This window comes from Sporosarcina sp. FSL W7-1349 (assembly GCF_038003045.1).
Classification (GTDB): domain Bacteria; phylum Bacillota; class Bacilli; order Bacillales_A; family Planococcaceae; genus Sporosarcina.
The window spans coordinates 264152-287382 of record NZ_JBBOOK010000003.1; the positions used below are offsets into that span (position 1 = coordinate 264152).

The following is a 23231-nucleotide window of genomic DNA, read 5'->3' on the forward strand; positions in this document are numbered from 1 at the left end:
ATTATAAAATCCTGGGACGTGGATAACCTTCAAAACTGGGCTTGTTTACGTCCAGCTCCGGGCGCTAGAGGAAGGATGCCTTAATTTCCGCAAAGTGCGCAGAAATACGGCAAATCGAACCCTGCGCTGTTCGATTGGCAAAAAGCGCCACGCCGCATCTTCGCTTATGCCTGTCGCCTCTGAGCAAGCGCCCTGCGCTTTTGTACTCCACGTGCTAGTCGTTTCAGTTGAGAGAAGTAGGCCAGTGTTTTATAACTAGTTTGTGTATATCAAGAGGTGGATCGAGCGTTATAATAAATTCATAACGACTCTGCCCTATACTTGCAATAAGTATTGTTAGCCCTATAGTAGGGAAAGGTGAATATTTTTTATATCGGGGTGTCCTATGAAAAATCCATACCTTTTTGGTTACTTGCCTTTTGTGACCATCAGTCTATTCAGCTTGACGTTTGGGGTTTATACAGTGAGTACGTCCATCGGCTTGTTCAAGGAAATTGGGCTTTATTCAGGAATGCGCGAGTTTTTGACGGATATGCAGCTGCGCGTCTTCCTTCTCGTCGTCTATGCACTCCTGTTTTTTATGTTATTTTCCGCGCTGAAGCTGATCGCGCAAACAATCCATGAAACAGCGATGCTCTTTTTTTCAAAAGATCCGGAAGGCATATCCTACAGTGAAGCGAGGGGAGGCAATGTCATCTACTTCTTCGGTTCTCTTGTCTCCGCAGGGGGGATCAATTCCATCAAACTGCTGGCGGGCATCTTTTTACTCACGACGTTCATCTATTTCGTATTCACGGTTTATAAACTCAGCAAGTTCATGACGGTGGCCAGCACAATCGGATTGTTAGTGTTCGAGATTACGATTTGGAGCGCTTTCCTATCAATCATTATATACATCCTCCTGCGCCTCTATAACGGGTTAATTGCAAGTTTGCCCTTCCTTGGAAATGAAATGGACTAGCCAATTTCGGCTAGTCCATTAATAATGTGGAGAAGAGGCGCAGATGGATCTTTTGGTCGCTTAAGCGTTTCATCGGTGTCGGCCTGTCATAGCCGACCCAAACAGCTGTTGTATAGCGATCATTCAATCCCGCCATCCATAGATCTTTATATTGGTCGGTCGTTCCGGTTTTACCGCCCGTATAGGAGGTGGAATGTGTCACACCGCGTCCCGTCCCGTTCAACACGACGTCCTGCAGCATGCGGCGCATCGCGTTCACCGTAGAAGGCGACCACACTTCGATTTTCTTCTCATCCCATTGGTAAAGCACGTCACCGTCCCGACTTTTGACCGAACGGATGGCATGCGGCGTTTTATACATACCGTCTATGAAGCTCGTATAAGCGGATGCCATTTCCAACGGCGTCATTCCCTTGGAAAATCCGCCAAGCGCTGCTGGATAATTCATATCCTGCTCGACGACGGATTTGAACCCAAACGGCTTCATATAATCAAATGCGTCCTGGATCCCCACCATTCGCAATAAGCGGATGGCTGCCGTGTTATGACTATGCCGGAATGCCTCTTTGACTGTAACCGTCCCATACACATAGCCCCCGATATTCGTCGGGCAGTACGAGCCGATACAAATATTATCACTGTTCACGGGCGTATTTTCCGTGTACGGGCCGCTTTCAAACAGCGGGGCATAGACTAGCAGCGGTTTGATGGCGGAGCCGGGTTGCCGCACTGCTTGATAGGCCCGGTTGAAATCGGCTTTCCGATAATCTTTCCCGCCGTATAGACTGATGATTTCCCTCGTCTCGTTTTCGATGACGGCCGCCCCCGCTTGAAGTCCCGCCGGGTATAACTGCGCGGATACCCGTTCTTCATCCCGTCTTTGCTTACTTGGATCCAGTGCCGTCTCAATGACGACCCCGGCGGCCAGCACTTCACGCGTCCGGTTGGCGATGGCCGTCCGGATCGCCATCTTTCCATTTTCATCCTTCGCCTCGGCCAGTTGTTTGGAAAGTCCTTCCGATCGGGCAATCAATTCGGAGAGCTCGGACATGACATATGTACTGTAAACGGGGAAGGCATTTTGCTTCTTCTTAACATGTAGTACAATTTTTTCATTTTTATAGTTCGCAGCATTCTCCGCAGTGATAACGCTATTGTTCACAAGGACATCCAGGAGGCGTTCCTGCCTCTTTTTCGTGTTGTCAAAATGCCGAAGAGGATCGTATAGTGACGGGTTATTTGGAATGGCAGCAAGAAAAGCCATTTCCCCCTCGGTCAATTCTCCAAGCTGCTTGCTAAAGTAGTACGTGGCGGCGGCACCGAGTCCGTATACTTGATTGCCGAAAAACATCTCGTTTAAATACATTTCCAAAATTTCATCTTTGGTCGATTGCTTCTCAAGTTCCGCCGCGTAAAACAGCTCCGTCAATTTCCGTTCATAGGTTTTCTCTGTCGATAGAAACCGCATCCGGACCACTTGCTGTGTAATTGTCGAGGCACCTTGTTTCGTATCGTCGGAAGCGGCGTTGACAGCAAAGGCGCGGACAATTGCCGCGACATCATATCCCCGATGCTCAAAAAAGCCTTGATCTTCGCTTTCTAAAAAAAGCTGTTGCGCGAAAATAGGGATGGCATCTAGCGGGAGCGGATCCCTCCATTCGACATATTCTTCGGCAAACAGAAGACCGTTCCGATCTTTCATAACGACGGGGACTGTGATGGGAGGGGGGGAGAGCTCGATTGATTCGCTCATCTGCGTATGAAAAGAGTCCGCTGTTTTCAATTCCTCGGCAATCGCTTTTTGAACGATGAACAGAATGGGAAATGTAAGGATAATCATTAAAAATCCTACCAACTGCTTCAACTTCGCCCCTCCTTTATCCAATCAATTCCATAGAAAAAATATAGCATACTCCGGTTGGGAGTGTGCTATATTTTCGATAGTTTTTCATTCATCAAATAATGTTCGAAATCCACTTCGGTTTTTCGGCGGGCGTAGAAGAGGAAAGCGAAGCCGACCAAAAAGAGGACACCGGTGATGAGAAAGACGGAAGAAATGCCGAGGAATCCACCAAGGACCCCGCCGATCATCGGGCCAATGATATTGCCGAGAAAACGGAAGCTCGTATTATACCCCATTACTTCACCTTGGACATCGACTGGGGCTTCCCGCCGAATCAGCGCCGTCGTGACTGGGATCATGCCGCCGACAGCAATGCCGAATAGAAGGCGACAGATGAACAACTGCCAAATCTGAGTGACAAATGCTTGGGGGATGATGAAGATAAACGAGAGCAAGAGTAGGATGGACAGCACTTTTTCATACCCGATATCATCCCCTAACACTCCCCAACGGCGGGCGAATAAAAGATTGCCAATCCCTGCCGCACTAAACGTTACGCCTGCCAGGAAAGCGACATCTTTGGCATCGGTCAATTCGGCTACATACAGCGAGAGCAGAGGCTGAATGCTGAAATTCCCGATTTGGATCAGCGCCGTAATAATCATGACATTGAGCATTAAGCGATGGTGTAAAATTCCGTGGATAATCATTTTACGGGAGTAAGGGGAAACCCGTTTGTTGCTCGTTTTCTTCTTTTCCTTCAATCCGAGCAGCACAATAATGGCGGCGATCGTCACGGAAATGGATGTGATGATGAACGTATATTGGAAACCGAAGGCATCCGCCAACAATCCGCCCAATACGGGACCGAACAGCGTCCCTGTCACACTTCCCATCTGCAACGTACCTAGCATTTTACCCGCCTCTTCTTTCGCGGTTTGAGAGGAGATGAAAGCCAAGGAGGTAGGGATGAACCCCGTCACAATTCCATTGGCAAGACGGAGGAGGAAAAAAGTTTCGACCGATTGGACAAATCCCATCAGAAATACCGAAGTCGCGATGCCGAATCCGTTGACGAGCAGAATCGGTTTAAATCCATACTTGTCCGCAACCCGTCCCCAGATCGGCGACATCAGAAGGGCCGTCACGAAGGTCGCCCCGAAGATGAGACCGGACCACCTTTGGACGTAGGCATCCGAATGGTCGCCGAACGTTTCGATATAGAGGGCCAAAAAGGGCATAATCATCGTCATCGTGCCGGCTACGAGAAAGTTGGAGATCCAAATAATGATGAAATTCCGCTTTTGCACGTTCATTCCGAAAACCCGCTTTCTAAGCTGTGTCGTACTTGCAAGTAAATCAATACCCTTTTGCACTTTTTTGAATCCCCCTATCTACGAAGGTAGGGGATTTGGATAAATCAAGTATAAAACAGTTCGGACTTTGAAGAAAGAAACGTGCTTTATTCTGCATCTCCCGGCAGGTGTCAAGATTTTGAAAGGAACTTTTTGAGCAAAATGTGAACGTGAATAACGTCAAGGGAGTAATTGATTATCGAAAAGGAAGAGCAGATATGCTAAAATGAGGCAGGGTGAATGATTTTGAAAAAAATGATCTTCTCTATGTTGACACTCTTTTTGCTCATGTCCCTAGTGGCATGTGGGACCGAGAAACAGGATGTCCAGAAGGAAAACATAGACGGACAAGCAGAAGAAACGGAAAAACCAGAACAACCTGAAGAGCCGGAAGAGGTCGATGAAGCCGAACAAGCTGAAACGGAGCCGGCGGACGAACAGGAAACAACCATCACTAAGGAGGAAACAACCATGTATCCACAGCTTTCGAATGAAGTGGCCGCGAACGAAGCACTTGTTGTTATGAACACGACACTCGGCCCGATCAAGATTAAACTTTTCCCGGAGCTCGCACCAAAAACGGTCGAGAACTTTTTGACACATGCAGAAAATGGCTATTACGATGGGATCATTTTCCACCGTGTCATCAATGATTTCATGATCCAAGGCGGAGATCCGACTGGAACAGGCATGGGCGGCGAAAGCATTTACGGAGATACGTTCGAGGACGAGTTCTCCATGCAGCTATTCAACTTGCGCGGAGCCCTATCAATGGCCAATGCGGGCCCTGGCACGAACGGCAGCCAATTTTTCATCGTCCAGGCAGCATCAGCCAACGCCTCTGTAGAGCAGCTGAAAAACGGCGGATGGCCGGAAGAAATTGCGGAAGCCTACGGAGAAATGGGTGGAACCCCGCATCTTGACCAAAAGCATACGGTATTCGGACAAGTGGTCGAAGGCATGGATACGGTCGATAAAATTGCGACTGTCAAAACCGGGGCACAAAACAAACCGGCAGAAGACGTGAAAATCGAATCGATTGAAATCCTCCAGAAATAAACAACCTTGTGAATTCAATGAGATAAGGAAGTGTTTGTAAATGAACGCGATTTTAATGCCGTTCCTTTACTTCCCTGAAGACAAATCGGAGTATATTCCCGCAGCCATTTCCTTCACATTTTTCATGATCTTGCTTGTCTTGACTTTCATGTGGATTCGTCGACACTCGAAGAAACAGGAAGAAGAGACGAGGGAATTGGAAGAGCGGATTTTACGCGAACGCCAAGCAGCAAGAGAAAAAGAACAGCATCCTCAGAATTGAGGATGCTGTTCTTTTTTATTGCTTAGGAAATTATAAAATTCGGGCATGTGGATAACCTTCAAAATTAGGTTTGTTTACGTCCAGCTCCGGGCGCTAGAGAGAGGATGCCTTAATTTCTGCAAAATACGCAGAAATACGGCAAATCGAACCCTACGCTGTTCGATTGGCTCGGGGTCATAAGCCAAAGCTGCTCGAGGAGCGTGCCTTAATTTCTGCAAAGTGCGCAGAAATACGGCAAATCGAACCCTGCGCTGTTCGATTGGCAAAAAGCACCACGCCGCATCTTCGTCTTATGCCTGAGGCCGGCAGGATGCCGGTCATGCAGTCGTTGCCGCAGGACGCGGCGAACTTAGACTGCGGACCTTAACTGAGCAAGCGCCCTGCGCTTTTGTTCTAGGGAAATTAGTTTTGTAACGCACGGATGAACCGTTCGACGCCTTCTTCGATCAGCGAGCGGGGAGCGGCGACATTCATCCGGAGGAAACCGCGGCCCGCTTCACCATACTTGGTTCCTGGTTCCAAAGCGACTTTCCCCTTCGTAAGAAGGCGGTCCATCATCTCTTTTTCAGAGAGCCCTGTCTCCCGATAATCGACCCAGAGCAAATAGGTGGCATGCGGTTTGTTGATTTTGATTTCTGGAATGGCGGCAGGTAACTCCCGGATGACGTAATCCATATTCGATGATAGTGTTTCAAGCAATTCCTCCAGCCATGGGCCGCCCTGTTCATAGGCCGCTTTGAATGCGACTGCGGCAAAGGTGTTCATCTCCATCTGTCCCCGCGCCATCGCGTTGTCCCGGAGTTTCTTCCGGATTTCAGGGTCAGGCGAGATGGTGACAGCTGCCTGAAGCCCTGCCAGATTGAACGTCTTTGTCGGAGCTACGCAAGTGATGATCCGATTTGCCTCATCCCCGGCAATTTTGCCGAGCGGCGTATGAGTGTACTCTGGAAATACTAAGTCTGCATGGATTTCATCCGAAATGACGAGGACATCATATTTGGCACAGAGCCGCAGCATTTCTTGTAAATCCTCATCTTGCCAGACGATGCCCCCTGGATTATGCGGGTGGCAGAGGAGGAACACTTTCACATTGTCTTTCAATTTCGCTTCAAAGTCTTCGAAATCAATGGAATAATGGCCATCTCGTTCCTTCATTTCACTCTCGACCACAGTCCGTTGCTGCTGAAGAGGAATACGGAAAAACGGCGGATACACGGGAGTGGTGATGAGAACGCCATCTCCTTCTTCCGTTAAGGTTTCGATAATGGTGGCGATTGCTGGAACGACCCCTTGATGGAACTGCATCCAATCGCTTTCCGTATTCCATCCATATCGGTCGCCGAGCCAGTTACGCAGCGCATCCCGGCAATCGTCGAATTCAGAAGCATAGCCGAAAACCGGGTGCTCCAGCCGTTTCTTGATAGCATCGATGACCACATCAGGAGCCGCAAAGTCCATGTCGGCCACCCACATCGGTAAAATATCTGAAGCGTCTTCCAGTCCATAGACAGTTGTCAATCGGTCCCATTTCATCGAACGGGTATTACGTCTTTCCCACATTTGCTCAAATACGCTCACGAGAATCCCCTCTTTCTACTTTCCTTTTTTCATATCTATGCTATCATAAACTTGACTAAAGAAAAAAATAAGGTGACCTATCGTGCAAACAATCGAGATGAATAAAAAAGCGGTTTCACTATTAGAAGAATGGGATCCCTTCCAAGTCGGGAAAAAGGCATATGAGATGGAGATTGCCGATGTCGTATCCGAATTACAGCGACTGGATCATCCAACCGACCTTGCGAAACGGATTCGTGAAATCTACGAACATTCCTATGAGATGTGGATACCGATCGAGAACTGTATGCAGATTTCCTATAAATTAATCGCTATCAAATACGAGGCGAAATGTATTGTCTGATTTAAAAACCCGTACCCTGTAGTAATTTACAAGGAACTGACCTAAGAAAATGAGACAAATAAAAACACCTTACGTTGAAAAACGGGTATTGAACCTTAATACATCAACGTGGAGGTGTTTTTTCTATGGGAACTAGAGTTAGTTATCCAGAAGAAGTGAAATTGAAGGCGATTGAAATGCGGTTAGCGGGTGTTCCTGTGAAAGAAGTAATGGAGGAACTGAACATCCGGAACTATACACAGCTGAAAACTTGGATGCGATGGTATCGGAATGGTGAATTGCACCGTCTTGCACAACCGGTCGGCAAGCAATATGCCTTCGGCAAAGGACCCGAGTATGAAAGTGAGACAGCGAGATTGCAGGCTGAAAATCGCTTTCTGAGACAACAGGTCGAAGTATTAAAAAAGTACGCAGAATTGGAAAGGAAGTGGCGCCAAAAGTTGTGATTCAGTTAGTGGAAGAATGGAGTGGAGATATGTCTATAGGAGAGATCTGCCGACACATGGGTATCAGTCGTTCATCGTATTATCGCTGGAAAGCCCAAGAGGGGAATGAGACACCAAAGGAGGCGCGGGATCGGCAGATTGGCGAATTGTGTAAGAAGCATAAATTCCGATATGGGTACCGGAAGATTGCGGCTCAATATCCAGGAGTCTGTGAGAAGACGGTACAACATGTCATGCAGAAACATGGTTGGCAGTGCCGTGTGAAAGTGAAGAGACGCAAACGTACCGGGCAGCCCGCACATGTAGCACCGAACCTGTTAGAGAGGGATTTTACTGCTTCTAAGCCTTTGGAGAAGTTGGTGACAGATATTACCTACTTGCCCTTCGGCCAATCCATGATGTATCTTTCAAGTATCCTTGATGTCTACAACGGAGAAATTGTGGCCCAAACCATCGGTTTCATCCAGGACACCACTTTCGTTTTGGATACGTTGCATCAATTACCGGACTTACCGGAGGGCTGTATGTTGCATAGCGATCAAGGCTCGGTTTATACATCATATGCCTATCAAATGGCAGTAAAAGAAAAGGGAATTACCATGAGCATGTCCCGTAAAGGCACACCCGCTGATAATTCCCCAATCGAAACGTTCCACTCCTCGCTAAAGTCGGAAACGTTCTACCTCGACGACATCTATCGCACTACCAATGCGCATGTGATGCAGATTGTCGAAGAATATATTACTTATTATAACAATATCCGCATTCAAACGAAATTAAACAGCCAATCACCGGTACAATACCGGCAAATGGCTGCATAATAAGGTGTTTTTTACTTGTCTCAAAAAAGGTGGTCAGTGCCCAAGGTATGGGTTTTTTTTATTTCTACAAGGTCTTCTATACTAATTTTCATTTTGAGGGTTTGATAAATAAACTAATAATGATACTTACTATTCATTGTCGAATTATGTCGAAAGGTGGAAGATAGAAAAGATGCACTGAGAATAGTCCTGATGAAATAGAAAGGGGGATTTTCAGGGAGTCAGGCAACAGGATTTACATACAGGAAGGAATGTAGTTGGTGTTAAAGTTTAAAAGTATAAGAAGTAAGTTAGTTTTTGCTTTTTCCCTTGTCATTTTTTTAGTAATTCTAATGGGTATTTATAATAATATTTCAATTCGAACAATCAATGCCAATACGGAGGATATTGTAAGGAAAGAACTTCAATTACTGACAGCCAAGCAACAATTAGAAACAACGATGGCAAATAGGATTAGTACGGCCCGTGGCTATGTCTTAGAAGGGGATCCTTCATTTAAAGAGCGATTTTCCAACTATACAGAAATGGGGAAACATTATGAAGCGATTGCTCGGGAATTAGGGGTTGCAGAAGAATTTGATGAGCTTATTGCGCAAACCGTCAAATGGAGATCTGCGGTTGTAGAAACAGTTTTTGAGGAATATGATCGTGGAAATACGGAAGTGGCATACGAGAATCTAGTTAAATTGACACCTATGGCACGCGAAATAATGGATGGCTACAATAATTTGGCCACAAAATCCATGCAATTGATCGAAGAAAAAGGCGAGACGGTCATTTCGAACGGCGAGTCAACCTTATCCATTATTACCATAATTACTATATTGGTCATCGTACTTAGTATTTTAGCTGCTTTCGTGACATCAAGTCTCATCTCAAAACCTATCATAACTGTCATGGAACGAATGCAGGCCATTTCCAAAGGGGACTTAAGCCTGGAACCGCTGTTCACGAAATCGCAAGACGAAGTCGGCCGTCTTGTCCAGTCGACGAATGAGATGAATGCTAATATACGTAATTTATTAACTCAAATCAATGAAGTGTCGGCAAGCGTTTCAAGTCAAAGTGAAGAGTTGACGCAAACCTCCAACGAAGTGAGTCTCGCAACCGAACAAGTTGTCAGCACGATGCAGGAATTGTCTTCCGGTATCGAAGAAGAAGCTAGCAGTACAAGTGAATTAGCGATTACGATGGAGTCCTTCACGCTAAAGGTGGAGGAGGCCAATGAAAGAGGCGGGCAAGTCCAACATTCCTCTACAGAGGTCTTGCATATGACTTCGGAAGGTAGTCGGTTAATGGAAACTTCTACAGAACAGATGGTGAAGATCGATTTGATTGTTCAAGAAGCCGTGAAGAAAATTCAAGGTTTGGATGCACAGTCACAGGAGATTTCCAAACTGGTGGAGGTAATCCAAAATATCGCAGACCAAACTAATTTATTGGCCTTAAATGCTGCGATTGAAGCCGCGAGGGCAGGCGAACACGGGAAAGGGTTTGCTGTTGTCGCAGAAGAAGTGAAGAAATTGGCTGAACAAGTTTCCGTATCTGTCACGGATATTACGGGGATTGTCGGTAGCATTCAACACGAATCGAGCATCGTAGCCGAGTCCCTGATCAAAGGGTATGAGGAAGTGGAAACCGGCAGACATCAAATTCAACATACAGGAGAAACCTTCCGTCAAATTCAAGGGGCGGTCGTCGAGATGGCAAACCATATTCAAGTGGTGTCGGATAACTTGTCCGACATCGTGATAAATAGTCAGCAAATGAGTGTAACGATTGAGGAAATCGCAGCCATTTCAGAAGAGTCGGCCGCCGGCGTGGAGCAAACATCGGCGTCAGCCCAAGAAACAAGCAGTTCCATGGAAGAAGTGGCGGGAAGTTCCTTGCAGCTAGCTAAGCTCGCTGAGGAACTCAATCGGCAAGTCATGAGATTTCAGATTTAACCGGACGCGATTATCTGAGGAACTTCAGTTACTTAATGTATAGCGATTTCCGTTTCCTCTCCCTTTCGTTTCAAAAAGTCGACTTTTTGCCTGTCTTCTGTTAACATGTTATAATTTTGGATGGCCATATCGGCAGAAGAGGGATAAAGTATAGATTGGGAGCTGTTTCAATTGGCGAAAACATACAAAGCGGGAGAAGAGCTCACCGGTACTGTGACAGGCATCCAGCCATACGGTGCATTTGTAGCGCTGGATGAGGAAACGCAAGGGCTTGTACACATTTCCGAAATTACGTACGGGTTTGTAAAGGATATTCATGATTATTTATCCGTTGGACAAGAAGTGAAAGTCAAAGTCCTGGACGTCGATCCAGAAGCTAAAAAAGTCAGTCTGTCGATTCGCGCATTATCGGAAGCGCCGGTCAATGCTCGGCGGGACCACCGTCCGAGAAAGTCGCTGCAGGCCCGCGTCAAAGAACATGACGCCGAAGGGTTCAATTCTTTGAAAGATAAATTGAAGGATTGGATTGAAAAATCGGGGCAGTGATCCAGTTCGATTGTCAGCAAAATAAAACGGGGAAAAGGTCAATCCTTTTCTCCGTTTTTTATTTTGCGCAGGCGATATTGCAGATTCTGTCTGCTCATTCCAAGGGCATTCGCTGTTTTCGTTACATTTCCATCATGCAGCTTCATTGCTTTTTGTAAATAATACACTTCCGCTTCACGCAAGTACTGATCCAGCGGGAGCAACTCACGCTGGGGTTGGACGATGAAATCCAAGGCTTGCGTCGGTACCTCTGTTGTTTCGGCCTGTTTCATACGGAAGTGCAAGGGCAGCATATCGTAAGTGATACAGGTGTCGGTTGTGGAGAGGGAGGAAACCTCATCCAATAGCAGCTCCAATTCCCGCAAGTTTCCTGGCCAATCGTACTTCAGAAACAACTCCTCCACTTCGGCGCTGACACATTCAAGCGGAGAACCGAATCGTTCCTTTCTCTCGGTCAAATACGCCATTACAAAAGGAAGAACATCCTCTTTCCGTTTCCGTAAAGGCGGAATCTGGATGACGAAAGAAACAAAAAAGTAATAGAGATCTTTCAGTAAAGTTCCAGATGCGATCAATTCGACCGGATCCTCATCAACGCTTGCGATGAACTGCTTTTTCGATTGATCCGTCGATTGTAGGATCGACAGCAATTTCTGTTGCAGCGGAATGGGCAAAAGATCGATACGTTCACAGAACAGGGTCATTGTTTCCTCCCTGTTCACTTCCTCCTCCAATCGATCCATCAAGTCCGGATCCGAGCTATTGCAGAAAAGAGAATAGAACATCCCCTTTGTTGGCAATAATTCGTGATGGATACTTTCAGCGATTAAATCCTTTCCGGTTCCCGATTCTCCGATTAAGAGGACGGGCACATCCGCTTGGGCCGCTTTTTTTGCAGTGGCAATGACCGTTTTCATGGCATCCGATTCGGCTACGATTTGGTTCATAGAACGAGTATGAATCCGCTTTCGCAAAGGATGCAAAACGTATTTCTCAATCGCTGTCACATCTCGGGCCAGTTCCACGGCTCCGATAAGTTTGTCCTCGTCAAAAACAGGGAATGTGTCATTGACTGTCGTAATCTCTGTGCCATTTCGGTTCCAATAGGTCTGTTTTACATTCCGTTGTTCTCTCCCGCTTTGAAGCACTTTTAATAAGGTACTTTCTTCTTTTTCGAAGTTGAATAATTCTAAAATCGAACGGTCCCCGACATCTTCCAATGCCAGCCCTTCGATTTCTTTCATTTTATTGTTGTAAATGACAGTCCGCCCGTCGCGGTCGATGGCATGCACACCAATTCCCGCATGATCGACCGCGAATTTATAGAAGGGGAACAAGGGGATATCGTATTTTTTCATTTTCAAACACCTTCTGCTTAATTTTTAATGAGATTTGAAATCTATTACTTGAAATATGCAACATTATTTTGCATTATTATAATTGTAAATAAACTATGAATGCAAATAAATTTTGCGTATAATAAAAAGGAGGATCATGATGATTCCGTATAAACACGAACCATTCACTGATTTTACGCAAGATGCAAACCGAAAGGCCTTTCAAGAAGCTCTTCAAAAGGTCGAAGGGTATCTGGGCCGTGATTATCCGCTTATTATCGGTGGAGAGCGCATCATGACGGAGGAAAAGATCGTTTCCTCCAACCCCGCGAATAAAGAAGAAGTGATCGGCCGTGTTTCCAAATGTAGCCGCGACCTTGCCAAAAAAGCGATGAGTGTGGCGGATGAAACGTTCAACACTTGGAGGAAAGTGGATCCTAGATTCCGCGCCGATGTCCTTTTTAAAGCTGCCGCCATCATCCGTCGCCGCAAGCATGAATTTTCTGCTCTCTTAACGAAAGAAGCAGGGAAACCTTGGAACGAAGCGGATGCAGATACAGCGGAAGCAATTGATTTTCTCGAATATTATGGTCGTCAAATGCTCAAGTTAAAAGATGGAATGCCTGTTGAAAGCCGCCCCGGGGAATACAATCGTTTTGATTATATCCCATTGGGGGTCGGTGTCGTAATTTCCCCATGGAACTTTGCGCTTGCCATCATGGCGGGTACGACAGTGGCTGCTCTCGTGACAGGAAATACCGTCCTCTTAAAACCGGCATCGACTACTCCTGTCGTCGCCTATAAATTCATTGAAGTATTGGAGGAGGCTGGTATGCCGGCTGGAGTCGTCAACTATATTCCGGGTTCCGGTGCGGAAGTTGGGGACTATCTCGTTGACCACCCGAGAACGAGGTTCATCTCCTTCACAGGTTCGCGTGAAGTCGGAACTCGGATATACGAGCGTGCGGCTGTCGTGAATGAAGGGCAAATTTGGTTGAAACGCGTCATCGCTGAAATGGGCGGGAAAGACACAATCGTTGTCGACAACGATGCGGATCTTGAACTTGCGGCACAGTCCATCGTCAAATCGGCATTCGGCTTCAGTGGGCAAAAATGTTCGGCCTGTTCTCGTGCTATCATCTTAGAGGACGTCTATGACCAAGTTGTGGAACGTGTCGGGGAATTGGCGAAGGGTTTGAAATACGGAGATCCTGCCGACCAGTCGAATTTTGCCGGTCCGGTGATCGATCAAAATTCATACAATAAAATAATGGAGTATATTGAAATTGGCAAGAAAGAGGGGCGCTTGATCGCAGGGGGCGAAGGGGATGATTCAAAAGGATACTTCGTCGCACCAACTATCATCGCAGACCTTGATCCGAATTCCCGCGTCATGCAGGAAGAAATCTTCGGACCTGTCGTCGGGTTGTCAAAAGCGAAAACTTTTGATGAAGCGATCGAAATGGCAAACAATACCGATTACGGCCTGACGGGTGCGGTGATCACTAACAACCGCTTCCATATCGAACAGGCACGCGAGGATTTCCATGTCGGTAACTTATATTTCAACCGCGGCTGCACAGGAGCGATCGTCGGCTATCAGCCATTTGGCGGATTCAACATGTCCGGGACGGATTCCAAAGCGGGCGGACCTGACTACTTGCAACTCCATATGCAAGGTAAAACGACATCGGAAATGCTATGATTTCCGATGTGGGGGACACGGGCGGTGCCGATCGGCCAGCCTGTCCCGTTACATATGATGGAGGAGGAACAACGATGACAGTTTCAGAAAAAGTGATCGATCAAACGGAGAAATATGGTGCGAATAATTACCATCCGCTTCCTATTGTCATATCGGAAGCTCAAGGGGTTTGGGTTACAGATCCTGAGGGAAATAAATATATGGATATGTTATCCGCGTATTCTGCTGTAAACCAAGGACACCGCCATCCAAAGATCATTCAAGCGTTAAAAGACCAAGCGGATAGAGTGACACTGACATCACGCGCTTTTCACAACGATCAACTCGGTCCATGGTATGAAAGGATCTGCCAATTGTCCGGTAAAGAAATGGCCCTACCGATGAATACAGGTGCCGAGGCGGTTGAAACAGCTATCAAGGCAGCTCGCCGTTGGGCATACGACGTGAAAGGAATAGCAGACAACCAAGCGGAAATCATCGGTTGTGTCGGCAATTTCCACGGACGTACAATGGCTGCTGTTTCCTTATCTTCCGATGAGGAATACAAACGCGGTTTCGGTCCATTGCTTCCGGGCATTGCACTGGTACCGTATGGCGATATCAACGCCTTGGAAGAAGCGATTACACCGAATACAGCCGCATTCATTATCGAACCGATCCAAGGAGAAGCTGGAATCTTGATTCCACCGAAAGGTTTCATGAAGGAAGCGAGAGAACTTTGTAAAAAACATAACGTTCTATTCATTGCGGATGAAATTCAAGCGGGTCTTTGCCGTACCGGAAAAATGTTCGCATGTGAATGGGAAGAAATAGAACCGGATATGTATATCTTAGGTAAAGCTCTCGGTGGCGGTGTGTTCCCGATTTCGTGCGTCGTAGCGAATCAAGACATCTTAGGCGTTTTCAACCCTGGCTCGCACGGTTCGACTTTCGGGGGGAACCCAATGGCTTGTGCAGTATCCCTCGCTTCCCTTGATGTTCTTGAAGAGGAAAAATTGGCCGACCGTTCATTGGACTTGGGCACGTACTTCATGGAAGAATTGAAAAAAATCCAACACCCATCAATCAAAGAAGTTCGGGGCCGTGGATTGTTTATCGGAGTGGAGCTGACGGAAAAGGCACGTCCTTACTGTGAGAAATTGAAAGAGCTTGGATTGCTTTGCAAAGAAACCCATGACACGGTAATCCGATTCGCCCCTCCACTGATCATTGAAAAAGGTGAATTGGACTGGGCTCTCGAAAAAATCTACAAAGTTTTTGCGAATTAACCCCATTCGGTGTCAAATATGTTACAATGTCTGCGAAAGAAATACATTATGAATCAAAGAGGCGAATCATTTCATGACTGAAAACCTGAATCTATTTACGTCTACGCAAGAGGTCATTAAGGATGCACTTGAGAAATTAGGCTATGATGAGGGAATGTACGAATTATTAAAAGAACCTCTCCGCATGGTTGAAGTGCGGATTCCGGTCCGGATGGACGACGGAAAAGTGAAAGTGTTCACGGGGTACCGGGGGCAGCATAATGATGCAGTAGGCCCCACAAAAGGCGGAGTCCGGTTCCACCCGCAAGTTACAGCGGATGAAGTGCGTGCACTCTCCATGTGGATGACATTGAAGGCCGGCATCGTCGACCTTCCGTATGGCGGCGGGAAAGGCGGTATCATTTGCGATCCGCGTGAAATGTCAATGGGAGAATTGGAACGGCTTAGCCGAGGGTATGTACGTGCGCTCAGTCAAGTAATGGGGCCAGCTAAAGATATTCCGGCTCCGGATGTCTTCACCAATGCGCAAATCATGGCTTGGATGATGGACGAATATAGCCGGATTGATGAATTTAACTCACCAGGTTTCATTACAGGGAAGCCGATTGTCCTTGGTGGTTCGCAAGGTCGTGACCGTGCGACTGCCGAAGGAGTCACTATCATCATCAAGGAAGCGGCGAAACGTCGCAATATCGATATGAAAGGCGCTCGTGTCGTCATTCAAGGCTTCGGGAATGCGGGAAGTTTCCTATCGAAATTCCTTCATGATTTGGGAGCGAAAGTAATCGGAATTTCCGATGCCTACGGCGCACTTCATGATCCAGATGGCCTCGATATCGATTACCTTCTCGATCGCCGGGATAGCTTCGGAACCGTAACGACCCTGTTTGATAATACGATTACGAACAAAGAGTTGCTTGAACTGGATTGTGATATCCTCGTTCCGGCTGCAATCGAAAACCAGATCACGGGCGATAATGCACATGACATTAAAGCCAAAATTGTTGTCGAAGCGGCGAATGGTCCGACAACGACGGAAGGGACTCGAATCCTGACTGAACGTGGAATCCTTCTTGTACCGGACGTCTTGGCCAGTGCAGGCGGCGTAACAGTCTCTTATTTTGAATGGGTTCAAAACAATATGGGGTATTACTGGACGGAAGAAGAAGTCCGTGAAAAAATGACGGAAAAAATGCTGACGGCATTTGACAACGTCTACTCAGTGTCAACGAACCGCAACATCGACATGCGCCTTGCAGCGTATATGATCGGGGTGCGGAAAACGGCGGAAGCGTCGCGTTTCCGCGGCTGGGCATAACAGGATAAAAGGCATTTCCCGAGAGCGATCCGGGAGATGCCTTTTATGTTTCTTCAGCAGTGGGATGTTCAGACTTCCTGTCGCGCCATTTATCGAATAGGAGTCCGAGAGTGAGCAATCCGGAAATACCGATTGCGATATAGAGGAAACGTGAGAGCGGCTCGGAAAATCCGCCACCCAATTGGCCGACGACATCGAATCGGAATAATCCAGCGACACCCCAGTTCAAAGCGCCGATGATCGTTAGTGCTAACGCAAGTCTCTGTACTGTGTCCATTTTTGCAAACACCTCCTACATACCTATTATTTCCCATTTATTTAATTTCATACTTTTGCCGTATGTTTGCAATGGCTAATTGTAATCCGTGATAATACAAGTAATGACAATGGAGGTGGATGGAAGATGAATGAATTTGTATTCCATAACCCTGTAAAATTGATATTCGGGAAAGGGAAGATCGAGCAGTTGGAAGGAGAGCTGTAGCAATACGGCAACCGGATTCTCCTCGTATATGGCGGTGGAAGCATCAAACGGAACGGACTTTATGATGAAGTGACCGCCATTTTGAAGCAAGCGGGAAAAGAAGTCTATGAACTTTCCAGCGTGGAGCCGAATCCCCGAGTTTCGACAGCCCGGAAAGGCGCTGCTATCTGTAAGGAAAAACAAATTGATTTCATCTTAGCTGTCGGAGGGGGATCGGTGATTGATTGCGCCAAGCTGATTGCTTCGGTAGCGAAATATGACGGGGATCTTGGGACCTTGTCACACGTAAAGTACTGGCGACCGAAGCCCTTCCGATCGGCACCATTTTGACATTGGCCGCAACAGGGTCGGAGATGAATTCCGGCTCTGTCATAACGAATGAAGAAACTCATGAGAAAGTCGGCTGGGGCGGACCGCTTAATTTCCCGAAATTCTCGATTCTCGATCCCGCATACACTTTGTCGGTGCCTAGAGACCAGACAGTGTATGGTATTATCGACATGATGTCACATGTCTTGGAGTAATATTTCCATAGCGCTTCGAATACCCCTGTGCAAGATGAAATGTGTGAAGGAATTTTGCGCGCAGTGATCGAGGCCGGTCCGAAACTTCTGGAACATTCTGATGACCTTGAGTTGAGGGAGACGATCCTGTTTGCTGGGACGATGGCTTTGAACGGAATGATCGGAGTGGGTTCGAAAGGCGATTGGGCATCGCATGATATCGAGCATGCGGTTTCCGCGGTCTATGATATTCCGCATGCGGGAGGTCTTTCGATTTTATTCCCGAATTGGATGCGGTATAACGTAAAAGTGAAGCCGAGCCGCTTTGCGAGACTTGCAGTCAAGGTGTTCGGAGTGGAGTCCGCAGGAAAGACGGAAGAGGAGATCGCTTACGAAGGGATCGACCGCTTGCGCGCTTTTTGGGATTCGCTCGGTGGTCCAAATACGCTTTCGGACTATGGCATTGACGGTTCCCAACTGGAACGCATGGCAGAAATGGCGACCGCCAACAGGCCGATCGGGAAATTCAATGTGTTGCATAAAGAGGATGTTTTGAAGATCCTGCAAGCTTCCTTATAATGAAGAAAGAGGCGATGCGGTTACCACATCAGCCTCTTTTTCTTATTTGATTTCCGGCAACTTCGAGGTCACATGTTTGGCGGCATCCGGAGAGTTCGCCCGGCTCCAGGTCAGGACCCCATCATCTTCGTCGAATGAAATAAGGGCGTCCCGTACGCCTTTTTGCTTCAATATAGTATCCATGAGACGATCCCGGATATCATCTACATAGGCTACTGTATGGGCAGGGTCCACTTCCGCGACGACTTCGACATGGAGGAACTCCCCTTCTTTAATGACTTCCACCCGTTGGATGTCCATCACATCCGGGTCTTCCGCCACGAGATAGGCAATATGGTTGAGCATTTCTTCGTCAGTTTCCCCAATCGCTCCTCTCGCATTATCCAAAAACACTTTACTGACCACATAGAACATCATTAATCCAATTAATATGGAAGCGATGCCTTCCGCCGCAAGGAAGCCGAAGAAGTGAGCTAGGAGGATTGCGACAAAGGCGAGTACCCCACCGGCCGTTGCGACGAGATCTTCCATGAAGACAAGTTTGGTCGGCGGTTTCGCTTTGTTCAAATAGCGGAAGCTGGTCGTAATGGGAGCCAGCCCCCTTGTTTGGATCCCAGCTTCGTGTAGTACTTCTTTTCCTGCTTTAAAAAGAACTGTGAACTCCAGGACAATGGCTATGCCGAGGACGGACAAGTTGATAAGCAGGCTGCCTGATTCACTGGGATTGAAGATATGATGCCAACCTCCAATGATGGCTTCATAGGACATGATTCCGACAACAATGACCGCACCGAGGCAAACCAGATTGACGACTCGGCCAAAACCATTCGGATACTTGGGCGTCGGGGCTTTCCTGGAAAGGGCGGACCCGACGTAGACGAAGAACTGGTTAGCTGCATCTCCTAAAGAATGGAGCATTTCCGCAAACATCGCGACATTTCCTGTAAAGAAAAAGGCGATGGCTTTCAATCCTGCGATGACAGCATTGACGATGGCTGCTAGGAGTGAAGGTTTGTTTCCTTCTTTCAACAATTTTAGTATGTCTGACATAGGAGACCTCCGTTAATGAAATAATTCCAATTCAACTGATTCAACATAGGGAAGTGCGGAGAGTTCGACATATAGCTGCGATGTTTCCTTTTTTGGCAGGGCGGTAAGACGGAAATCCAACTCATGTTTCGTAGGTTGTTCTGTTTCGATTATCTTCCGGATCCTCAAATTTTCGACCGACATCCCTTCTAGCGTCAAGTACTCGATCAGGTCATCGATTTTCGACATATCTGTCACGATGAAAGTGAAGGCAGCATCTTTTGTCCGTAACCGTTTCGGTCCAAATCTCCCAAGCAAAGGGGAGAGGACCTCGATAACGAACATGACACTGAGGACGGCAAACGCAGCTTCTATATAGAAGCCGGCTCCCACCGCAATCCCGATTCCGGCAGCTCCCCAAATCATGGCAGCGGTAGTCAGGCCAGTGATATTATCATTATCCCTTCTCAGTATTGCCCCTGCACCTAGGAATCCTATACCACTAACAATTTGTGCCGCCAAACGGAGCGGGTCCATCGTGACGTTGATATCATCCCGGGGAGGAACGAGATAGGCGGCTTCAATGGAGATGATTGTCATAAGACAGCTGAAAGTGGCAATGACAGCACTTGTCTTTAATCCGATCGGCTTTTTCTTCATTTCCCTCTCTACGCCAATTACTAAACTTAATACTAAAGCGAGGGTTATTTTTATAAGAACCTCGGGGTACATCGTTTCATTCAATATCCAATCCATACAAATCCCCCTTTATCTATGTTGGTGCTCATGGACATGGCATGATATACTCTTTACTATTCTATTGCCCTAAATGATAGGGTGTAACCTTGGCTCCATTTGAAAGAGAAGTGTTTTACATGGAAAGACCTGCAATTCATCCCTATATCCCGATTACGATCGGTGTGATCTCGGTAGTGCTCTCAGCTATTTTTGTGAAGCTTGCCAACGCGGACTCCGGTGTCATTGCTTTTTATCGGATGTTATTTTCGGTGCTTGCAATGCTACCGATCTTTCTCTATAAATATAAAAAAGAATTAAAGGGACTTAGACGGAAAGATTGGCTCTTCTCCACTATCGCTGGAGTGTTCCTTGCATTCCATTTCATCTTTTGGTTTGAATCATTAAACTACACATCGGTCGCCAGTTCGACGGTCCTGGTAACGCTGCAACCGATTTTTGCATTCGTAGGCACCTACTTCTTTTTCAAGGAAAAGATTTCATTGAAGACGATTCTGTCTGCTCTTATCGCGATTTCAGGCAGTGTCATCATCAGTTGGGGAGACTTCAGATTAAGTGGAACTGCGCTTTTTGGGGATATACTGGCTTTAATCGGCTGTGCGCTCGTGACGGCCTATCTGTTATTCGGGCAAGAGGTTCGGAAAAGACTCTCCTTAATTACTTATACGTTTGTGGTTTATTCAATAAGCACGATCACATTGTTTTTTTATGTGCTGGCAAAAGGGGAATCATTCGGGCCTTATCCTTCGAGCGACTGGATGTGGTTCATCCTGCTCGCGTTGATTCCGAATCTGCTGGGGCATACATTATTCAATTGGGCGATTAAATGGGTGAGCACAAATGTCATATCGGTGGCCATCCTATTCGAGCCGGTAGGCGCCGCTATCCTGGCGTTCTATGTATTTGGAGAGACATTGACATTGCCCCAATTAGTAGGCGGGGTCGTTGTCCTATGCGGGATTGGTTTGTTCGTAATTGACCCTAAAAAACTTATTGAAAAGTTTTTTTGAAAAAAGACTTGATTATTTAATAGGACATGTTGTATATTAGTACATGTCCTTAGCGGACGACAAACAACTTAAAAAAGAAATCGAAAAAAGTTGTTGACTTCTCTTCGAGAAGATGTTATATTAAGAGGGTCGCTGTTGCGGCGAGAAAGTAAATGAACCTTGAAAACTGAACAGCAAAACGTCAACAAATAAAGTCCGGAAGCCGACTTCGTCGGTGAAACGGACAAAACGAATCTTCGGATTCAAAATTGACATCTTAACTGATGCCAGCAAGAAACTCGAGCTACTCGAATTTCTCTATTATGGAGAGTTTGATCCTGGCTCAGGACGAACGCTGGCGGCGTGCCTAATACATGCAAGTCGAGCGGACGGATGGGAGCTTGCTCCCTGAAGTTAGCGGCGGACGGGTGAGTAACACGTGGGCAACCTGCCCTGCAGATGGGGATAACTCCGGGAAACCGGGGCTAATACCGAATAATCAGTTCCTCCGCATGGAGGAACTCTGAAAGACGGTTTCGGCTGTCACTGCAGGATGGGCCCGCGGCGCATTAGCTAGTTGGTGGGGTAACGGCCTACCAAGGCGACGATGCGTAGCCGACCTGAGAGGGTGATCGGCCACACTGGGACTGAGACACGGCCCAGACTCCTACGGGAGGCAGCAGTAGGGAATCTTCCACAATGGACGGAAGTCTGATGGAGCAACGCCGCGTGAGCGAAGAAGGTTTTCGGATCGTAAAGCTCTGTTGTAAGGGAAGAACACGTACGGGAGTCACTGCCCGTACCTTGACGGTACCTTATCAGAAAGCCACGGCTAACTACGTGCCAGCAGCCGCGGTAATACGTAGGTGGCAAGCGTTGTCCGGAATTATTGGGCGTAAAGCGCGCGCAGGCGGTCCTTTAAGTCTGATGTGAAAGCCCACGGCTCAACCGTGGAGGGTCATTGGAAACTGGAGGACTTGAGTACAGAAGAGGAAAGCGGAATTCCACGTGTAGCGGTGAAATGCGTAGAGATGTGGAGGAACACCAGTGGCGAAGGCGGCTTTCTGGTCTGTAACTGACGCTGAGGCGCGAAAGCGTGGGGAGCAAACAGGATTAGATACCCTGGTAGTCCACGCCGTAAACGATGAGTGCTAAGTGTTAGGGGGTTTCCGCCCCTTAGTGCTGCAGCTAACGCATTAAGCACTCCGCCTGGGGAGTACGGTCGCAAGACTGAAACTCAAAGGAATTGACGGGGACCCGCACAAGCGGTGGAGCATGTGGTTTAATTCGAAGCAACGCGAAGAACCTTACCAGGTCTTGACATCCCGCTGCCCGGCATGGAGACATGCCTTTCCCTTCGGGGACAGCGGTGACAGGTGGTGCATGGTTGTCGTCAGCTCGTGTCGTGAGATGTTGGGTTAAGTCCCGCAACGAGCGCAACCCTTGATCTTAGTTGCCAGCATTCAGTTGGGCACTCTAAGGTGACTGCCGGTGACAAACCGGAGGAAGGTGGGGATGACGTCAAATCATCATGCCCCTTATGACCTGGGCTACACACGTGCTACAATGGACGGTACAGAGGGCTGCGAACCCGCGAGGGGGAGCCAATCCCATAAAACCGTTCCCAGTTCGGATTGCAGGCTGCAACTCGCCTGCATGAAGCCGGAATCGCTAGTAATCGTGGATCAGCATGCCACGGTGAATACGTTCCCGGGTCTTGTACACACCGCCCGTCACACCACGAGAGTTTGTAACACCCGAAGTCGGTGGGGTAACCCTTACGGGAGCCAGCCGCCGAAGGTGGGACAGATGATTGGGGTGAAGTCGTAACAAGGTAGCCGTATCGGAAGGTGCGGCTGGATCACCTCCTTTCTAAGGATATTTACGGAATATGAACCTTGGGTTCATACGTTGACGTTTTGCGTTCAGTTTTGAAGGTTCATCCTTGAGATGGATTTTCAAACTTGTTCTTTGAAAACTGGATAAAACAACATTGAAAGCAACAAACACAAGTAATCAACCGAGTCGATCACTTTTTTTGATTGAACATGCAATACTTTGTAACGATCCGGACGCCATATCGCTATGGCCGAACGATCGACC

At 47.3% G+C, this 23231-nt stretch carries 18 protein-coding genes, 1 rRNA gene and 1 pseudogene; 13 read left to right on the forward strand and 7 right to left on the reverse strand.

Features of this window, described 5'->3' with window-relative positions:
* Window positions 1–385 precede the first annotated feature (385 nt).
* Window positions 386–961: a YufK family protein gene (locus MKY41_RS19815; protein WP_340746707.1), complete on the forward strand. Its 576-nt coding sequence runs from the start codon at window positions 386–388 to the stop codon at window positions 959–961.
* Between the two features lie 10 nt (window positions 962–971).
* Here MKY41_RS19815 and MKY41_RS19820 read toward each other — a convergent pair whose 3' ends face one another.
* Entirely contained in the window at window positions 972–2825 is a 1854-nt protein-coding gene (locus tag MKY41_RS19820) for a transglycosylase domain-containing protein (protein ID WP_340746708.1), read from the reverse strand.
* Window positions 2826–2890: 65 nt separating this feature from the next.
* Complete coding sequence (locus tag MKY41_RS19825) at window positions 2891–4120, reverse strand: MFS transporter (RefSeq protein WP_340746846.1); 1230 nt, start codon at window positions 4118–4120, stop codon at window positions 2891–2893.
* Window positions 4121–4630: 510 nt separating this feature from the next.
* Here MKY41_RS19825 and MKY41_RS19830 point away from each other — a divergent pair.
* Both MKY41_RS19830 and MKY41_RS19835 read left to right on the forward strand, forming a co-directional pair.
* A complete protein-coding gene (locus tag MKY41_RS19830) occupies window positions 4631–5218 on the forward strand; it encodes a peptidylprolyl isomerase (RefSeq protein ID WP_340746847.1) in 588 nt (195 codons plus the stop codon).
* A 40-nt stretch (window positions 5219–5258) separates the two neighbouring features.
* A complete protein-coding gene (locus MKY41_RS19835; RefSeq protein ID WP_340746709.1) occupies window positions 5259–5480 on the forward strand; it encodes a hypothetical protein in 222 nt (73 codons plus the stop codon).
* Between the two features lie 402 nt (window positions 5481–5882).
* Here the strand turns inward: MKY41_RS19835 and MKY41_RS19840 are convergent, their stop codons facing one another.
* Window positions 5883–7058 carry a MalY/PatB family protein gene (locus MKY41_RS19840; protein WP_340746710.1) on the reverse strand — a complete coding sequence of 392 codons (1176 nt, stop codon included), beginning with the start codon at window positions 7056–7058 and terminating at the stop codon, window positions 5883–5885.
* Between the two features lie 82 nt (window positions 7059–7140).
* On the opposite strand from MKY41_RS19840, the gene MKY41_RS19845 reads away from it, so the two are divergent.
* From MKY41_RS19845 to yugI, 4 genes are all read left to right on the forward strand, one after another.
* Window positions 7141–7401: a DUF1871 family protein gene (locus MKY41_RS19845; RefSeq protein ID WP_340746711.1), complete on the forward strand. Its 261-nt coding sequence runs from the start codon at window positions 7141–7143 to the stop codon at window positions 7399–7401.
* A 125-nt stretch (window positions 7402–7526) separates the two neighbouring features.
* A protein-coding gene (locus tag MKY41_RS19850; protein WP_340743851.1) for an IS3 family transposase occupies window positions 7527–8668 on the forward strand; the annotation gives its coding sequence in 2 pieces (ribosomal slippage) (window positions 7527–7800 and window positions 7800–8668; 1143 coding nt in all).
* Window positions 8669–8928: 260 nt separating this feature from the next.
* Complete coding sequence (locus MKY41_RS19855; protein ID WP_340746848.1) at window positions 8929–10614, forward strand: methyl-accepting chemotaxis protein; 1686 nt, start codon at window positions 8929–8931, stop codon at window positions 10612–10614.
* A 171-nt stretch (window positions 10615–10785) separates the two neighbouring features.
* Complete coding sequence (gene yugI, locus MKY41_RS19860; RefSeq protein WP_340746712.1) at window positions 10786–11160, forward strand: S1 domain-containing post-transcriptional regulator GSP13; 375 nt, start codon at window positions 10786–10788, stop codon at window positions 11158–11160.
* A gap of 38 nt (window positions 11161–11198) precedes the next feature.
* On the opposite strand, the gene MKY41_RS19865 is transcribed toward yugI, so the two are convergent.
* The gene (locus MKY41_RS19865) at window positions 11199–12518 is read right to left on the reverse strand and encodes a sigma 54-interacting transcriptional regulator (protein ID WP_340746713.1); all 1320 of its coding nucleotides are present in this window, start codon (window positions 12516–12518) and stop codon (window positions 11199–11201) included.
* Between the two features lie 136 nt (window positions 12519–12654).
* On the opposite strand from MKY41_RS19865, the gene pruA reads away from it, so the two are divergent.
* The 3 genes from pruA to MKY41_RS19880 all read left to right on the forward strand — a co-directional run bounded on the left by pruA (window position 12655) and on the right by MKY41_RS19880 (window position 16788).
* Window positions 12655–14202, forward strand: coding sequence for an L-glutamate gamma-semialdehyde dehydrogenase (gene pruA, locus MKY41_RS19870; protein ID WP_340746714.1), 1548 nt, complete (start codon window positions 12655–12657; stop codon window positions 14200–14202).
* A gap of 74 nt (window positions 14203–14276) precedes the next feature.
* Window positions 14277–15470: an ornithine--oxo-acid transaminase gene (locus MKY41_RS19875; protein ID WP_340746715.1), complete on the forward strand. Its 1194-nt coding sequence runs from the start codon at window positions 14277–14279 to the stop codon at window positions 15468–15470.
* A gap of 73 nt (window positions 15471–15543) precedes the next feature.
* On the forward strand, window positions 15544–16788 hold the full coding sequence (locus tag MKY41_RS19880) for a Glu/Leu/Phe/Val family dehydrogenase (RefSeq protein ID WP_340746716.1): 1245 nt from the start codon (window positions 15544–15546) through the stop codon (window positions 16786–16788).
* A 43-nt stretch (window positions 16789–16831) separates the two neighbouring features.
* Here the strand turns inward: MKY41_RS19880 and MKY41_RS19885 are convergent, their stop codons facing one another.
* Window positions 16832–17065: a DUF378 domain-containing protein gene (locus tag MKY41_RS19885; protein WP_340746717.1), complete on the reverse strand. Its 234-nt coding sequence runs from the start codon at window positions 17063–17065 to the stop codon at window positions 16832–16834.
* 126 nt (window positions 17066–17191) lie between these two features.
* Here MKY41_RS19885 and MKY41_RS19890 point away from each other — a divergent pair.
* A pseudogene (locus MKY41_RS19890) lies at window positions 17192–18354 on the forward strand (iron-containing alcohol dehydrogenase).
* A gap of 42 nt (window positions 18355–18396) precedes the next feature.
* On the opposite strand, the gene MKY41_RS19895 reads toward MKY41_RS19890, so the two are convergent.
* Both MKY41_RS19895 and MKY41_RS19900 read right to left on the reverse strand, forming a co-directional pair.
* On the reverse strand, window positions 18397–19404 hold the full coding sequence (locus MKY41_RS19895) for a cation diffusion facilitator family transporter (RefSeq protein WP_340746718.1): 1008 nt from the start codon (window positions 19402–19404) through the stop codon (window positions 18397–18399).
* Window positions 19405–19416: 12 nt separating this feature from the next.
* Window positions 19417–20139, reverse strand: a complete 723-nt coding sequence (locus MKY41_RS19900; RefSeq protein ID WP_340746719.1) for an MgtC/SapB family protein — start codon at window positions 20137–20139, stop codon at window positions 19417–19419.
* Window positions 20140–20258: 119 nt separating this feature from the next.
* On the opposite strand from MKY41_RS19900, the gene MKY41_RS19905 reads away from it, so the two are divergent.
* Both MKY41_RS19905 and MKY41_RS19910 read left to right on the forward strand, forming a co-directional pair.
* Window positions 20259–21149: a DMT family transporter gene (locus MKY41_RS19905; RefSeq protein WP_340746720.1), complete on the forward strand. Its 891-nt coding sequence runs from the start codon at window positions 20259–20261 to the stop codon at window positions 21147–21149.
* Between the two features lie 299 nt (window positions 21150–21448).
* A 16S ribosomal RNA gene (locus tag MKY41_RS19910) occupies window positions 21449–23000 on the forward strand.
* Window positions 23001–23231: the final 231 nt, after the last annotated feature.

What these genes read in the sequence shown, in the direction of transcription:
- MKY41_RS19825 (WP_340746846.1), bottom strand. Translation starts at nt 4,120, where the DNA reads ATGAACGTGCAAAAGCGGAATTTCATCATTATTTGGATCTCCAACTTT.
- MKY41_RS19905 (WP_340746720.1), top strand. Translation starts at nt 20,259, where the DNA reads ATGGAAAGACCTGCAATTCATCCCTATATCCCGATTACGATCGGTGTG.
- MKY41_RS19830 (WP_340746847.1), top strand. Translation starts at nt 4,631, where the DNA reads ATGTATCCACAGCTTTCGAATGAAGTGGCCGCGAACGAAGCACTTGTT.
- pruA (WP_340746714.1), top strand. Translation starts at nt 12,655, where the DNA reads ATGATGATTCCGTATAAACACGAACCATTCACTGATTTTACGCAAGAT.
- MKY41_RS19815 (WP_340746707.1), top strand. Translation starts at nt 386, where the DNA reads ATGAAAAATCCATACCTTTTTGGTTACTTGCCTTTTGTGACCATCAGT.
- MKY41_RS19895 (WP_340746718.1), bottom strand. Translation starts at nt 19,404, where the DNA reads ATGTCAGACATACTAAAATTGTTGAAAGAAGGAAACAAACCTTCACTC.
- MKY41_RS19865 (WP_340746713.1), bottom strand. Translation starts at nt 12,518, where the DNA reads ATGAAAAAATACGATATCCCCTTGTTCCCCTTCTATAAATTCGCGGTC.
- MKY41_RS19900 (WP_340746719.1), bottom strand. Translation starts at nt 20,139, where the DNA reads ATGGATTGGATATTGAATGAAACGATGTACCCCGAGGTTCTTATAAAA.
- MKY41_RS19835 (WP_340746709.1), top strand. Translation starts at nt 5,259, where the DNA reads ATGAACGCGATTTTAATGCCGTTCCTTTACTTCCCTGAAGACAAATCG.
- MKY41_RS19885 (WP_340746717.1), bottom strand. Translation starts at nt 17,065, where the DNA reads ATGGACACAGTACAGAGACTTGCGTTAGCACTAACGATCATCGGCGCT.
- MKY41_RS19880 (WP_340746716.1), top strand. Translation starts at nt 15,544, where the DNA reads ATGACTGAAAACCTGAATCTATTTACGTCTACGCAAGAGGTCATTAAG.
- MKY41_RS19875 (WP_340746715.1), top strand. Translation starts at nt 14,277, where the DNA reads ATGACAGTTTCAGAAAAAGTGATCGATCAAACGGAGAAATATGGTGCG.